The sequence below is a fragment of the Pseudomonas sp. SMV71 genome (genome assembly GCF_052042015.1).
In the GTDB taxonomy this organism is placed as follows: domain Bacteria; phylum Pseudomonadota; class Gammaproteobacteria; order Pseudomonadales; family Pseudomonadaceae; genus Aquipseudomonas.
On record NZ_JBKGGU010000014.1, the window covers coordinates 40,696 to 56,333 of the forward strand.

The following is a 15,638-nucleotide window of genomic DNA, read 5'->3' on the forward strand; positions in this document are numbered from 1 at the left end:
TGAAAACTCTCTAATGGCCGATTGGCAGTCCCTCGATCCCGAGGCCGCTCGTGAAGCGGAAAAATATGAAAACCCTATTCCCAGCCGCGAACTGATCCTGGCGCATCTCGCCGATCGGGGTTCGCCTGCTAGCCGCGAGCAATTGGTCGAAGAGTTCGGTCTGACCACCGAAGACCAGCTCGAAGCCCTGCGCCGCCGTCTGCGCGCCATGGAACGTGACGCCCAGCTGATCTACACCCGCCGCGGCACTTATGCGCCGGTGGATAAGCTTGACCTGATCCTCGGTCGCATCGCTGGTCATCGGGACGGCTTCGGCTTCCTGATCCCGGACGACGGCAGCGACGACCTGTTCATGAGCCCGGCGCAGATGCGCCTGGTGTTCGACGGCGACCGGGCCCTGGCCCGCGTGTCCGGCCTGGACCGTCGCGGTCGTCGTGAAGGCGTGATCGTCGAAGTGGTGTCTCGTGCCCACGAAAGCATCGTTGGCCGTTATTTCGAAGAAGGCGGCATCGGCTTCGTCGTCGCGGACAATCCGAAGATCCAGCAGGAAGTGTTGGTCACCCCGGGCCGCAACGCCAACGCCAAGATTGGTCAGTTCGTCGAAGTGAAAATCACGCACTGGCCAACCCCGCGCTTCCAGCCGCAAGGCGACGTGGTGGAAGTGGTCGGCAACTACATGGCGCCGGGCATGGAAATCGACGTTGCCCTGCGCACCTATGACATCCCGCACGTGTGGCCTGAAGCAGTCCTCAAGGAGGCTGCCAAGCTCAAGCCGGAAGTCGAGGAGAAGGACAAAGAGAAGCGCATCGACCTGCGTCACCTGCCGTTTGTCACCATCGACGGCGAAGACGCCCGTGACTTCGACGACGCGGTCTACTGCGAAGCCCGGCCCGGCAAGCTGCGCCTGTTCTCCGGCGGCTGGAAGCTGTACGTGGCGATCGCCGACGTCTCCAGCTACGTGAAGCTCGGTTCGGCGCTGGACGCCGAGGCCCAGGTGCGCGGCAACTCGGTGTATTTCCCCGAGCGCGTCGTGCCGATGCTGCCTGAAGAGCTGTCCAACGGCCTGTGCTCGCTCAACCCCCATGTCGATCGCCTGGCCATGGTCTGCGAGATGAACATCTCCAAATCCGGCGAAATGACCGACTACTGCTTCTACGAAGCGGTGATCCATTCCCACGCCCGCCTGACCTACAACAAGGTCAGCGCGATGCTTGAGGCGCCGAAACTGGCTGAATCGCGCAAGCTGCGCGGTGAGTACAGCGAGGTGTTGCCGGATCTCAAGCAACTCTATGCGTTGTACAAGGTATTGTTGGGTGCCCGTCATGCCCGTGGCGCGATTGATTTCGAGACCCAGGAAACCCGGATCATCTTCGGCTCCGAGCGCAAGATCGCCGAAATTCGTCCGACCGTGCGCAACGACGCGCACAAATTGATCGAGGAATGCATGCTGGCGGCCAACGTGGCCACCGCCGAATTCCTGAAAAAGCACGAAATCCCTGCGTTGTACCGGGTTCACGACGGTCCGCCGCCGGAGCGTCTGGAGAAATTGCGGGCCTTCCTCGGTGAGCTGGGCCTGTCCTTGCATAAAGGCAAGGAAGGTCCGACACCCAAGGACTACCAGGCTCTGCTGGCCAGCATCAAGGACCGTCCGGACTTCCACCTGATCCAGACCGTCATGCTGCGCTCGTTGAGCCAGGCGGTGTACAGCGCGGACAACCAGGGCCACTTCGGCCTGAACTACGAGGCCTATACCCACTTCACTTCGCCGATCCGCCGCTACCCCGATCTGCTTACGCACCGGGCGATCCGCAGCGTGATCCATTCGAAGATGAACACCCCGCACGTCAAGCGTGCCGGTGCGATGACCATTCCGAAGGCGCGTATCTATCCGTACGACGAAGCGGCGCTGGAGCAGCTTGGCGAACAGTGCTCGATGAGCGAGCGGCGCGCCGACGAAGCGACTCGCGACGTGGTGAACTGGCTCAAGTGCGAATACATGAAGGATCGCGTGGGTGAGTCGTTCCCCGGCGTGATCACGGCCGTGACCGGCTTCGGCCTGTTCGTCGAACTGACCGATATCTATGTCGAAGGCCTGGTGCATGTCACCGCGCTGCCAGCCGATTACTACCACTTCGACCCTGTGCATCACCGTCTGGCGGGCGAGCGCACCGGTCGTAGCTTCCGTCTGGGCGACACCGTCGAAGTGCGGGTAATGCGCGTCGACCTGGACGAGCGCAAGATCGACTTCGAGATGGCGGAAAAAACCATCAGCGCACCGATTGGCCGCAAGAAGCGCGGCGCTGAAACCTCCGCCCCTGCGGCCAAGACTGCCGCCGAGCCCGCTTCGTCCAAGTCCGGGCGTCGCGGTTCGGCCAAGGAAAAGGCTGTCGAAGCCTATCGCCCGAGCGATGCCGCGGCGAAAAACGCCGAAGTACGCAAAAGCCGTGAAATGAAGCAGGCGTTGCTGGCTGAGGCCAAGGCCGGCGGCAAGGCGGCGTCCGGCAAGGCCGGGCGGTCGGCTCCGGACAAGGCGGCCAGCAAGCCGAGCAAACACCGTAAAGGCCCGCCGAAAGCGGGCTCGGCCCCGGCCAAAAGTGGCGGGGCGCGTAAACCCAAGGCCAAGTCATGAGTCAGTTGGAGAAAATCTACGGTGTGCACGCCGTGGAAGCGTTGTTGCGTCATCACCCCAAGCGGGTCAAGCAGATCTGGTTGGCCGAAGGTCGCAGCGAGCCACGGGTCCAGACCCTGGTCGAACTGGCCAATGAAAACCGCGTGGCCGTCGGCCAGGCCGAACGGCGCGAGATGGATGCCTGGGTCGAAGGTGTCCACCAGGGCGTTGTTGCTGAAGTCAGCCCGAGCCAGGTCTGGGGCGAGGCGATGCTCGACGAGTTGCTCGACCGCACCGAAGGCGCGCCCTTGCTGCTGGTGCTGGACGGTGTGACCGATCCCCACAACCTCGGCGCCTGCCTGCGTTCGGCGGACGCCGCCGGGGCATTGGCGGTGATCGTGCCCAAGGACAAGTCGGCGACCTTGACGCCGGTGGTGCGCAAAGTCGCCTGCGGTGCGGCGGAAGTCATTCCCCTGGTGGCCGTGACCAACCTGGCGCGTACCCTGGAAAAACTCCAGCAGCGCGGCTTGTGGATTGTCGGCACGGCAGGCGAGGCCGAGGTCAGTATCTATGACCAGGACCTCACCGGCCCGACCATCCTGATCATGGGCGCCGAAGGCAAAGGCATGCGTCGCCTGACTCGTGAACATTGCGACTATTTGGTCAAATTGCCGATGGCCGGCAGCGTCAGCAGCCTCAACGTCTCGGTAGCGACCGGGGTGTGCCTGTTCGAGGCGATGCGCCAGCGTGGGGCGAAGGCGGCTACGGCCGCCAAAAAGCCCTGATCCAGTTGCAGTCCCTGTGGGAGCGAGCCTGCTCGCGATAGCGGAGTGTGAGTTTGCATTTGTGCTGACTGATCCACCGCTATCGCGAGCAGGCTCGCTCCCACAGTGGTTTCGTGTGTGGGCGCGATTGTGACTGTTCAAATAATCACCAATTGCCTTGCGCCGCCTTCGACCCTTCTCTACAATTGCGCCCCTTGCTGTGATGGCAGGCACTTATGTGTCTAGCGTCCTCAAGTCCATAAGTGTCATTCACTCCTTGTCTGACCGTTTTTAAGCGGCAGGCTACAACCCGTAAGGAGCATTCATGCGTCATTACGAAATCATCTTTTTGGTCCACCCGGATCAAAGCGAGCAAGTCGGCGGCATGGTTGAGCGTTACACCAAGCTGATCGAAGAAGACGGCGGCAAAATCCACCGTCTGGAAGACTGGGGCCGTCGTCAACTGGCCTATGCAATCAACAATGTTCACAAGGCTCACTACGTGATGCTGAACGTTGAGTGCACCGGCAAGGCCCTGGCCGAGCTGGAAGACAACTTCCGCTACAACGATGCAGTGATCCGTAACCTGGTCATCCGTCGCGAAGAAGCCATCACCGGCCAATCCGAGATGCTCAAGGCTGAAGAAAACCGCAGTGAGCGCCGTGAGCGTCGCGACCGTCCTGAGCACTCTGACAGCGCCGATGGCGATGACAGCGATAGCGACAGCGACAACAGCGATAACGCTGACGAGTAATCCACGGACCTTTTAAGGAGCCAATCACATGGCACGTTTCTTCCGTCGTCGTAAATTCTGCCGCTTCACCGCTGAAGACGTGAAAGAGATCGACTACAAAGATCTCAACACCCTGAAAGCCTACGTATCCGAGACCGGCAAAATCGTTCCAAGCCGCATCACCGGTACCAAAGCTCGTTATCAGCGTCAGCTGGCCACCGCTATCAAGCGCGCCCGCTTCCTGGCCCTGCTGGCCTACACCGACAGCCACGGCCGCTGAGACCGGGCAGTCGACGAGTAGTAAGGGATCGAATGCATGCGCGCCTTGGCTGACTTCATCATGCGGGGACGTGTGCAGGCCACGCTGGTCGTGGCCGGATCCGCGGCATTGCCGCTGTTGTTCTGGTTGAGTGCCGCCGCCGGGAGCCTGGTGCTTCTGCGGCGCGGTTCGGACGCCTTGAGCGTCCTGGGTATCGGGGTGGTGTCAGCGTTGGTGAGCTGGTACTTCCTGAAGGACCCGACGACACTCCTGGTGTTGCTCGGGGCTGGCGGCCTGGCGTTGATTCTGCGCGCCGGGCATACCTGGAATCGCGTGCTGCTTTGCAGCGTGGCCGTGGGGTTGTTGTGTGCGGTGAGCCTGGGGACTGTATTCAGTTCCATCATCGAATCACTGGCGCAGACGTTCGAGAACGTCCTGCCGCTGGCGATGGGTGGGGTCTACGAGACACTCTCGGCAGACGAAAAGGCGTTTTTCACCCGCATGGCCGCACCGCTGACGATCATTTCGATAGCAGCTTCGTTGCAGATCTTTAGCGTGCTATGCCTGATTCTCGGGCGCTATTGGCAGGCTTCGTTGTACAACCCCGGTGGTTTCGGGCGTGAATTTCGCGCAATCCGATTCCCCAAGAGCGTGGCGCTGTCACTGCTGGCCGTCATGTTTGTGGCCCCGTTTTTCGGGCTGCATGCACTGATTCTGATGCCGTTGTGCAGTGTACCGCTGGTCTTCGCCGGCCTGGCCCTGGTTCACGGGCTGGTGGCGCAGAAACGACTGGCTGCTTTCTGGCTGGTGGGGATGTACGTGACGTTGTTGCCTTTCATGCACTTGCTCGGTCCGTTGCTCGTGGTCCTGGCCATCGTTGACAGCCTGATTGATTTTCGCGGTCGGATGGCGTCGAAAGACGCCGACAACGCGAACGGTGAAGGTTAAAAGTTAGAGGATTTTCACATGCAACTGATCCTTCTGGAAAAAATCGCCAACCTGGGCAACCTGGGCGACAAAGTAAACGTTAAGGCCGGCTACGGTCGTAACTACCTGCTGCCTTTCGGCAAAGCCACCGCTGCGACCGCTGCCAACCTGGCTGCGTTCGAAGAGCGTCGCGCTGAGCTGGAAAAAGCTGCCGCAGACCGTAAAGCCTCGGCTGAAAGCCGTGCTGCTCAACTGGCCGAGCTGGAAGTGACCATCACTGCCACTGCTGGCGACGAAGGCAAGCTGTTCGGTTCGATCGGTACCCACGACATCGCTGACGCACTGACCGCCTCCGGCGTTGAAGTCGCGAAAAGCGAAGTTCGTCTGCCGAACGGCACCATCCGCAACGTGGGTGAATTCGACGTCGCCGTGCACTTGCACGCCGAAGTTGAAGCCACTGTACGCGTTGTCGTGGTAGCAGCCTAAGCAACATCTGTCGGCTGGCACCCTTGGGTACTAGTCGGTAACATCGGGCACGATCCTGTCTACAGGTCGTGCCCTTTGTCTTTCTGCAATTGCTGTTTCCATCACCAGAATCCCCGTGGCCATGAACGAAATCACCGCTCCTGAGCAATATGATCTGCAAACCGCTGCCCTGAAGGTGCCGCCGCATTCCATCGAGGCCGAACAGGCCGTACTCGGTGGCCTGATGCTGGACAACAACGCCTGGGAGCGCGTGCTCGATCAAGTGTCCGACGGCGATTTCTACCGGCATGACCACCGCCTGATCTTCCGTGCGATCGCCAAATTGGCCGATCAGAACATGCCGATCGACGTCGTGACCCTGGCCGAGCAATTGGACAAGGAGGGACAGACGTCCCAGGTCGGCGGCCTTGGCTACCTGGGTGAGCTGGCGAAAAATACGCCGTCCGTCGCCAACATCAAGGCCTATGCGCAAATCGTTCGGCAACGTGCGACTTTGCGTCAGCTGATCGGCATCAGTAACGAGATCGCCGACAGTGCATTCAACCCCGAAGGCCGCACTGCCGAAGAGATCCTCGACGAAGCCGAACGGCAGATCTTCCAGATCGCCGAGGCCCGGCCGAAGACCGGCGGCCCGGTCGGCGTCAATGAGCTGCTGACCAAGGCCATCGACCGGATCGATACGCTGTTCAACACTTCCGACGCGATCACGGGCTTGTCCACTGGCTATACCGACCTCGACGAGAAAACCAGCGGGCTGCAACCGGCCGACCTGATCATTGTCGCTGGCCGTCCGTCGATGGGTAAGACCACCTTTGCAATGAACCTGGTGGAAAACGCCGTACTGCGCAGCGACAAGGCCGTCCTGGTCTACTCTCTGGAGATGCCAGGTGAATCGCTGATCATGCGTATGCTTTCTTCCCTGGGGCGCATCGACCAGACCAAGGTCCGTTCAGGCCAACTGGAAGACGACGATTGGCCACGCCTGACCTCGGCGGTCAACCTGCTCAACGACCGCAAGCTGTTCATCGACGATACGGCCGGCATCAGCCCGTCGGAAATGCGCGCCCGCACCCGGCGCCTGGTACGTGAGCACGGTGAGATCGGTTTGATCATGATCGACTACCTGCAACTGATGCAGATCCCCGGCTCCAGCGGCGACAACCGGACCAACGAGATTTCCGAGATCTCCCGTTCCCTCAAGGCCCTGGCGAAGGAGTTCAACTGCCCGGTGGTGGCGCTTTCCCAGCTGAACCGCTCCCTGGAACAGCGCCCCAACAAGCGCCCAGTGAACTCCGACTTGCGGGAATCGGGTGCGATCGAGCAGGACGCCGACGTCATCATGTTCGTGTACCGCGACGAGGTGTATCACCCGGAGACGGAACACAAAGGCATTGCCGAAATCATCATCGGCAAGCAGCGGAACGGGCCGATCGGCTTTATCCGCCTGGCGTTCATCGGTAAGTACACGCGCTTTGAGAACCTGGCGCCGGGTAGCTATAACTTCGACGATGATGAATAACCTGCCACCGCCCCTGTGGCGAGGGAGCTTGCTCCCGCTGGGCTGCGCATCAGCCCCCAACAAGGCAAAAATTTTCCTGACAAATAGCATCAATTGATTGTGCGGCTGCTACGCAGCCGAGCGGGAGCAAGCTCCCTCGCCACAAATTGGTTATTTTTTGTGCTATATTCCGCGCCCGCGATTTTCCATCTTCTATACCGGTCATCGACATGCAAGCAGCCAAGCCGTTATTTGACTATCCCAAGTACTGGGCCGAATGTTTCGGCCCGGCGCCGTTCCTGCCCATGAGCAGGGAGGAGATGGATCAGCTCGGCTGGGATTCGTGCGACATCATCATCGTCACCGGTGACGCGTACGTCGACCATCCGTCGTTCGGCATGGCGATCATTGGCCGTCTGCTGGAAGCCCAGGGCTTCCGCGTCGGGATCATTGCCCAGCCGAACTGGCAGTCCAAGGACGACTTCATGAAGCTCGGCGAGCCCAACCTGTTCTTCGGTGTCGCGGCCGGCAACATGGACTCGATGATCAACCGCTACACCGCCGACAAGAAAATCCGCTCCGACGACGCCTACACGCCGGGCGGCCTGGCGGGCAAGCGGCCGGACCGAGCGAGCCTGGTCTACAGCCAGCGCTGCAAGGAAGCCTACAAGCATGTGCCGATCGTGCTGGGCGGCATCGAGGCGTCCCTGCGGCGCATCGCCCACTACGACTACTGGCAGGACCGGGTGCGCAACTCGATCCTGATCGATGCCTGCGCCGACATCCTGCTCTACGGCAACGCCGAACGGGCGATTGTCGAAGTCGCCCAGCGTCTGTCCTACGGGCACAAGATCGAAGACATCACCGATGTGCGTGGCACTGCGTTCATCCGCCGCGACACGCCGAAAGACTGGTACGAAGTCGATTCCACGCGCATCGACCGCCCGGGCAAGATCGACAAGATCATCAACCCGTACGTGAACACCCAGGACACTGCGGCCTGCGCCATCGAGCAGGAGAAGGGGCCGGTTGAGGACCCCGGCGAAGCCAAGGTCGTGCAGATCCTGGCCAGCCCGAAAATGACCCGTGACAAAACCGTGATCCGCCTGCCATCGGTGGAAAAAGTACGCAACGACCCCGTGCTCTACGCCCACGCCAACCGCGTGCTGCATCTGGAAACCAACCCGGGCAATGCCCGGGCGCTGGTGCAGAAGCACGGCGAGGTCGATGTCTGGTTCAACCCGCCGCCCATTCCTATGACCACCGAGGAAATGGACTACGTGTTCGGCATGCCTTACGCGCGTGTTCCGCATCCGGCGTACGGCAAGGAAAAGATCCCGGCCTACGAGATGATCCGTTTCTCGGTGAACATCATGCGCGGCTGCTTTGGCGGTTGCACCTTTTGTTCGATCACCGAGCACGAAGGCCGGATCATCCAGAACCGTTCCGAAGAGTCGATCATTCGCGAGATCGAAGAGATCCGTGACAAGGTCCCGGGCTTTACCGGGGTTATTTCCGACCTTGGCGGCCCGACCGCGAACATGTACCGCATCGCCTGCAAGAGCCCGGAAATCGAATCCGCGTGCCGCAAGCCGTCCTGCGTGTTCCCTGGCATCTGCCCGAACCTGAACACCGATCATTCTTCCTTGATCCAGCTGTACCGCAGCGCCCGGGCCTTGCCTGGGGTGAAGAAGATCCTGATCGCCTCCGGCCTGCGTTATGACCTGGCGGTCGAGTCGCCGGAATACGTCAAGGAGCTGGTGACCCATCACGTCGGCGGCTACCTGAAGATCGCGCCTGAGCATACCGAGGAAGGGCCGCTCAACCAGATGATGAAACCGGGGATCGGTACCTACGACCGGTTCAAGCGCATGTTCGAGAAGTTCAGCAAGGAAGCCGGGAAAGAGCAGTACCTAATCCCATACTTCATCGCTGCCCACCCAGGCACCACCGACGAAGACATGATGAACCTGGCGCTGTGGCTCAAGGGCAACGGCTTCCGTGCCGACCAGGTGCAGGCGTTCTACCCGTCGCCGATGGCCAGCGCCACCGCGATGTACCACTCGGGCAAGAACCCGCTGCGCAAGGTCACCTACAAAAGCGACGGCGTGACCATCGTCAAGAGTGAAGAACAGCGCCGTCTGCACAAGGCCTTCCTGCGCTATCACGACCCCAAGGGTTGGCCGATGTTGCGGGAGGCGCTGACCCGCATGGGCCGCGCCGACCTGATCGGGCCGGGCAAGCACCAGTTGATCCCGCTGCACCAGCCGGCGGCTGACAGCTACCAGAGCGCTCGTCGCAAGAACTCGACGCCGGCCGGCAGCCACAAAGTGGGCAAGGGCACCAAGATCCTGACCCAGCACACCGGCCTGCCACCGCGTGGCAGCGACGGCGCCAACCCCTGGGACAAGCGCGAGCAAGCCAAGGCCGCGGCCTTCGCCCGCAACCAACAGGCCGCCAAGGAGCGCAAGGATGCCGCCAAGGGCAAAGGCCCGAAGCCTGCGCGCAAGCCTGTGGTACCGCGCTGATCCTTGAGCGATAACGCAAAACGCCAGCCTGAGTGCTGGCGTTTTGCTTTCTAGCGACGCTGCTGGCCGTTTGTTATCGTGGCGCCCGCCAATGAAAGCGGGCGCACTCCTGTGACGAGGGAGCTTGCTCCCGCTGAGACGGTCCGACGCCTCGGGCGAAGCGCCCCCCCCAATACACACCGAAATGACCTGACACACTGAGGTGTATGGTTTTGGGGCTGTTTCACACCCCAGCGGGAGCAAGCTCCCTCGCCACAGGTTCAGTGTTGGTAAAGACATTTCTCGACTGCCAAGGACGATAGACATGAGCACCCCACTGCCGGGTATCGGCATGGACAACACCTTCTCCCAATTCATGGCCCGCCAACGCATCGAAAGCCAGATCAACCTGCCGCGCTTGTTCGCCGCCATTGATGCCGACCCCGGGATTGTTGGGGCGGGCGTGGTGTACATCGACGCCGAATTCAACGTGGTGACCCTGCGCGAGTTCAAGCCGATCTGCAGCATCGCGCCCAAGCGGATCATTTTGCGTGAGGCGCAGAAGTACATTGCGCCGGCTCAGTTTGCCCAGCAGGTGCAAGACAACCCTCGGGAGTCGCGATTGGTCGCAGAGGCGATCAATACCAGCTTGTCCTGTGCGGGAGCCGTTATCGGTTGGGTCGTGGTGCTTAGCGGTTCCGTTGCAATCCCCTTTTCAGCTGGAACCAGTAGCGTGATCGCTGCCTTGGGCTATACCGCTGCCGTCGCCAGCACCGTCCAATGTCTTGCGAGCGGCTATCGCGCTCGCAATGAAATCAGTAATCCAGCCCGAAATGATCAACTCGACAGCGAAGAGTGGTACCAATACACGATGATTGCTCTGGACGCCGCGTCCTTGGTAGGGGTAGGTGCGTCTTCGCTGACGACCCTCAAGCTGGTCAGACTGAATAAGGCTACAACAGGTAAAAGTGTGCGAGAGGTGCTTAGGGGGTTAAATCGACAAGAACGGGCCAAACTGACCAAGGAGTTGTTGAGTATCAATGACCCTCGCTTGACCTCAAAACTCCTGAAGTTGAAGCAGTTGTCCGGTGAGCTACCCAAACGCTTCACATCAACTCAGCTCAAGCATGCAACGGTCACGCAGATACGGGACGCCTTGGGGGCCGTGATCGGCTTCACCGGAAGCGCAGTTTCTGGAAATGTCCGGACGATTGCCGTAGGCCTGTATGAGGAAATAGACCAGTGAAGGATCAACCCAGTATTCGCGGCTTTTTATTCAGGTATTTCCCCGTCTTCATAGGGGGAATACTGGCGTCGGTCTTTGCCTTGGTGTTCGCTGTTCCGCTGTTCTTTGACAGCTATTTCCGGGACCTTTCCTTGGCCGATGACGCGAAATGGTCGTTTCTGAGCGGAGTTGCCCTTACCCTTGTCATAGTGCATTGCAATTTCATGATTGCGCGCGGACGCCCGCGCTGGGTGTTGCTGTTGTCGATGGTGCTGGGCCTTTGTTTTTTATGTGTACTGCCCACAATTGAATATCGACCCAACAGGCTGATTTACAGTTTGAGTCTGCTTTTTCCGCTGCTCGCCCTCTTGCTGCTCAACAGCAAGCGCCACCGTGAAATGCGCCGCAAGCTGGTGGAAATCCGTCGCCAGCGCGAACTCATTATCCAAGCTATCAAGAGCCCACGGTCCCGCCGATGAGTCGTTATACAGGCAACGGCCATGAAGACCGTCGCCGTCGGCCTGTACGAGGAGTTCACGGAATGATTGGCGGCGGATCGCTGAAGGGCTTCCTTGCCCGTTATTTTCCGGTGTTCATGGGCACCATCCTACTGGCCTGCTTTTCAGGATCAACGTTGCTGGTGCTGGCTGGAACGACTTACTGGCGTGCCTTGGAACCCTCCGTCAGGACCGACTATGTCGGGCTCGGGACCTTGGCTCTAGTATTGGTCCTGGTAGTGGGCAACCTCTTGATTGCTCGCGGACGTGCCTGGGCCGTCGGGTGTGTAGCGGGTTACTTTCTGGCCTGTCTGGGTGCGGTTATTCCGATGTTTGCCTACCGGCCGCATCAAGGCGTTTATTTGTCCGCGATGCTGCTGCCGCTGTTGGGATTACTACTGCTCAACAGCAAACGCCACCGTGAAATGCGCCGCAAACTGGTGGAAATCCGCCGCCAACGTGGACTCGTCATCCAAGCGGCCAAGACCTCGCGTTCCCGTCGCTGAGTCGATTCGCTACCGTCTCCCGCCACATTTATGTGCGCCCCTTTGCACGCGAAAGCGAGCAACGTCCGGTTTTAGTGCTCTACTGCCTTGAGTAGACAAAGAAAGTGTCCGGCCTGCCTGCATGGCATAAGTCTTGCGCCGCTTTCGATAACGCCCAGGCTCGCAGGAGGCACGCCGTGTCGATCCATGTTGCTTTGCATCACGTCACGCACTACCGCTATGACCGCGCTGTCGAACTCGGCCCGCAGATCGTTCGCCTGCGCCCGGCGCCCCATAGCCGTACGCGGATTCTCTCCTATGCGTTGAAAGTTTCCCCTGAGCAGCACTTCATCAACTGGCAGCAGGACCCCCAGGGCAATTACCTCGCACGCCTGGTCTTTCCTGAGAAAACCGCAGAACTGCGGATCGAGGTCGACCTGCTGGCGGAAATGGCGGTGTTCAATCCGTTCGATTTTTTCCTCGAGCCTTATGCCGAGCAGATTCCCTTCACCTACGCGGCCGATGAAAAGCATGAGCTGATGCCCTATCTGGAAAAGCTGCCGCTGACGCCCAGGTTCCAGACGTATCTGGACAGCATCGACCGCACGCCGCAGCCAGCGGTGGACTTCCTGGTGGCGCTGAACCAGCGCCTGAGTGAAGACATCAACTACCTGATCCGCATGGAGCCGGGCGTGCAGACCCCGGAGCACACCCTGGAGCATGCCTGCGGTTCCTGCCGCGACTCGGCCTGGTTGCTGGTGCAGCTGTTGCGCCACCTCGGGCTGGCCGCACGTTTTGTTTCCGGTTATCTGATCCAGTTGACCGCCGACGTGAAAAGCCTCGATGGGCCGTCTGGAACCGACGTGGACTTCACCGACTTGCATGCCTGGTGCGAAGTCTACCTGCCGGGTGCTGGCTGGATCGGCCTGGATGCGACGTCCGGATTGTTCGCCGGTGAAGGGCATATCCCGTTGGCCTGTAGTCCCGATCCGACATCGGCGGCGCCGATCAGTGGCCTGGTGGAGCCTTGCGAGTGCGAGTTCAGCCACGAGATGTCCGTCGAGCGGGTCTGGGAAGCGCCACGGGTGACCAAGCCGTACACCGAAGAGCAATGGCGGGCGATCCAGGCGCTGGGACGACAGATCGATGCCGATCTGCTGGAGGGTGACGTGCGCCTGACCATGGGCGGTGAGCCGACCTTCGTTTCCATCGATGATCCGGACGGCGCCGAATGGAACACCGCAGCACTCGGGCCGGACAAGCGGCGGCTTTCCGCCGAGCTGTTCCTGCGCCTGCGCACTCACTACGCGCCCCAGGGCCTGGTGCATTTCGGCCAGGGCAAGTGGTACCCAGGCGAGCAATTGCCGCGCTGGTCGCTCAATTGTTATTGGCGGCGCGACGGCGTGCCGATCTGGCACAACCCGGCGCTGATTGCCGATGAGCAGCAGGACTACGGCGCTGATGGCGAACTGGCCGGTCGCTTTCTGAGCAGCGTCGCCGAACGCTTGAAGATTGCGACACGCTTCGTGTTCCCCGCCTACGAAGACAATTTCTATTACCTATGGCGCGAAGGTGCATTGCCTTCGAATGTCACGGCCCAGGACCCGCGTCTTGACGATCCACTGGAGCGGGCACGCCTGCGCAAGGTCTTCAGCCAGGGCCTGGACAAAGTGATCGGCCAGGTGCTGCCACTGGCCCGCACCGCCAAGGGCGATCGGTGGCAGAGCGGTCGTTGGTACCTGCGGGACGACCACTGCCGGCTGGTGCCAGGGGATTCGCCCCTGGGCTATCGCTTGCCACTGGCCTCGCAACCCTGGGTGACGGCGGCCGAATATCCGTTCATCCATCCCACCGATCCGAACCAAGCGTTGCCCGAGCTGCCCGATACCGAGTGGCTGGCCCGTCATGGTGACGCGGTCATCGAGGAGAGCCGGGTTCCGCAGATCGATCAATCCGCCGACTGGCTGACCCGCACCGCCTTTTGTGCCGAGGCCCGCGAAGGTCGGCTGTACCTGTTCATGCCGCCGCTTGCGCGGGTCGAGGATTATCTGGAACTGGTCAATGCCATCGAGGCGACCGCCGAAGAGCTGCATTGCCCCGTGCTGCTGGAAGGCTATGAGCCGCCGAGCGACCCGCGCTTGAGTAACTTTCGTATCACCCCAGACCCCGGTGTGATCGAGGTCAACGTGCAACCTTCGGCGACCTGGGATGAGCTGGTCGAGCGCACCGAGTTCCTCTATGAGCAGGCGCGACTGACCCGGCTGACCACCGAGAAATTCATGATCGATGGCCGGCACACTGGCACCGGTGGCGGCAACCATTTCGTGCTGGGTGGCGCGACACCGGCTGACTCACCGTTCCTGCGGCGTCCCGACCTGCTGCGCAGCCTGATCAGCTACTGGCACAACCACCCGTCGTTGTCCTACCTGTTTTCCGGATTGTTCATCGGTCCGACCTCCCAGGCGCCACGGGTGGATGAAGCGCGTAATGACGCGTTGTATGAACTGGAAATCGCTTTCGCGCAAATGCCACAACCCGGCGAAGCATGTCCGCCCTGGCTGGTCGACCGCCTGTTGCGCAACCTGTTGATCGACGTGACCGGCAACACCCATCGCGCCGAATTCTGCATCGACAAACTTTATTCACCGGACGGCGCCACCGGGCGCCTGGGTCTTTTGGAGCTGCGCGCTTTCGAGATGCCGCCCCACGCCCGCATGAGCCTGACTCAGCAACTGCTGTTGCGGGCGCTGGTGGCGCGGTTCTGGCGTGAACCCTACGCGCCGGCGAAGCTGGCGCGCTGGGGCACCGAGCTGCATGACCGTTTCCTGCTGCCGCACTTTATCGAGCAGGATTTTGCCGATGTCATCCACGAGCTGAACGCCGCCGGCTATCCGTTGCGGGCCGAATGGTTCGCCGCGCACCTGGAGTTTCGTTTTCCCAAGGTCGGCGACTATGCGGTCGCTGGCATCGAGCTGCAATTGCGCCAGGCCCTGGAGCCGTGGCATGTGCTGGGGGAAGAGGGCGCGGCGGGCGGCACGGTGCGCTATGTGGATTCCTCCCTGGAGCGTTTGCAGGTCAAGCTCAGCGGCCTGGCGCCGCAACGCTATGTGCTGACCTGCAATGGCGTGCCGGTGCCGCTGCGAGCCACCGGACGGGTAGGCGAATTCGTCGCGGGCGTGCGTTTCCGCGCCTGGCAACCGGTCAGTTGCCTGCAACCGACCATCCCGATGCACGCACCGTTGGTCATCGATCTGCTCGACACCTGGATGCAACGTTCCGTGGGCGGCTGCCAGTATCACGTGGCCCATCCGGGCGGGCGCAACTACGAGAGTCTGCCGGTCAATGCCAACGAAGCCGAGAGCCGGCGAATGGCGCGCTTTTTCCGGCTTGGGCACACGCCAGGGAAAGTGCTGATCCCGCACTTGGAACCGGATGACGAGTTTCCTCTCACGCTCGATCTGCGGCGTTTCCACGGAGCCCCGAACATATAAACGCACAACCTCTGTGGCGAGGGAGCTTGCTCCCGCTGGGCTGCGAAGCGGCCCCTTTTGTGTGCGTTGCGCACTGGTGCGCCAGCCCGGTCAAGCGGGAGCAGGCTCCCTCGCCACAATGGTTCCAGGCTGAAATCTATTGCCAGGCCCAAGGCAAA

Annotated in this window: 12 protein-coding genes; all 12 read left to right on the forward strand. The window is 61.0% G+C overall.

The window, feature by feature from the left end:
- The first annotated feature begins 13 nt into the window (after positions 1-13).
- The 12 genes from rnr (at position 14) to ACLEJQ_RS15985 (ending at position 15,480) form a co-directional block, all read left to right on the forward strand.
- Positions 14-2,629: a ribonuclease R gene (rnr, locus tag ACLEJQ_RS15930; RefSeq protein WP_440796502.1), complete on the forward strand. Its 2,616-nt coding sequence runs from the start codon at positions 14-16 to the stop codon at positions 2,627-2,629.
- Positions 2,626-3,393 (forward strand): 23S rRNA (guanosine(2251)-2'-O)-methyltransferase RlmB, encoded by a 768-nt coding sequence (gene rlmB / locus ACLEJQ_RS15935; RefSeq protein ID WP_440796503.1) that lies wholly within the window; start codon positions 2,626-2,628, stop codon positions 3,391-3,393. Before rnr ends, rlmB begins: the two co-directional genes overlap by 4 nt.
- Before the next feature lie 304 nt (positions 3,394-3,697).
- Positions 3,698-4,126: a 30S ribosomal protein S6 gene (gene rpsF, locus ACLEJQ_RS15940; protein ID WP_144928417.1), complete on the forward strand. Its 429-nt coding sequence runs from the start codon at positions 3,698-3,700 to the stop codon at positions 4,124-4,126.
- A 28-nt stretch (positions 4,127-4,154) separates the two neighbouring features.
- The gene (rpsR, locus tag ACLEJQ_RS15945; protein ID WP_002551829.1) at positions 4,155-4,385 is read left to right on the forward strand and encodes a 30S ribosomal protein S18; all 231 of its coding nucleotides are present in this window, start codon (positions 4,155-4,157) and stop codon (positions 4,383-4,385) included.
- Between the two features lie 36 nt (positions 4,386-4,421).
- Positions 4,422-5,312, forward strand: a complete 891-nt coding sequence (locus tag ACLEJQ_RS15950; protein WP_440796504.1) for a hypothetical protein — start codon at positions 4,422-4,424, stop codon at positions 5,310-5,312.
- An 18-nt stretch (positions 5,313-5,330) separates the two neighbouring features.
- Positions 5,331-5,777: a 50S ribosomal protein L9 gene (gene rplI, locus ACLEJQ_RS15955; protein ID WP_003186385.1), complete on the forward strand. Its 447-nt coding sequence runs from the start codon at positions 5,331-5,333 to the stop codon at positions 5,775-5,777.
- Between the two features lie 121 nt (positions 5,778-5,898).
- Positions 5,899-7,296 carry a replicative DNA helicase gene (gene dnaB / locus ACLEJQ_RS15960; RefSeq protein WP_440796505.1) on the forward strand — a complete coding sequence of 466 codons (1,398 nt, stop codon included), beginning with the start codon at positions 5,899-5,901 and terminating at the stop codon, positions 7,294-7,296.
- 209 nt (positions 7,297-7,505) lie between these two features.
- A complete protein-coding gene (locus tag ACLEJQ_RS15965) occupies positions 7,506-9,803 on the forward strand; it encodes a YgiQ family radical SAM protein (protein ID WP_440796506.1) in 2,298 nt (765 codons plus the stop codon).
- Between the two features lie 304 nt (positions 9,804-10,107).
- Positions 10,108-11,028 (forward strand): NAD synthetase, encoded by a 921-nt coding sequence (locus ACLEJQ_RS15970; protein ID WP_440796507.1) that lies wholly within the window; start codon positions 10,108-10,110, stop codon positions 11,026-11,028.
- Positions 11,025-11,486: a hypothetical protein gene (locus tag ACLEJQ_RS15975; protein WP_440796508.1), complete on the forward strand. Its 462-nt coding sequence runs from the start codon at positions 11,025-11,027 to the stop codon at positions 11,484-11,486. Before ACLEJQ_RS15970 ends, ACLEJQ_RS15975 begins: the two co-directional genes overlap by 4 nt.
- Before the next feature lie 62 nt (positions 11,487-11,548).
- Positions 11,549-12,010, forward strand: coding sequence for a hypothetical protein (locus ACLEJQ_RS15980; RefSeq protein WP_440796509.1), 462 nt, complete (start codon positions 11,549-11,551; stop codon positions 12,008-12,010).
- A gap of 176 nt (positions 12,011-12,186) precedes the next feature.
- Entirely contained in the window at positions 12,187-15,480 is a 3,294-nt protein-coding gene (locus ACLEJQ_RS15985) for a DUF2126 domain-containing protein (RefSeq protein WP_440796510.1), read from the forward strand.
- Positions 15,481-15,638 lie beyond the last annotated feature (158 nt).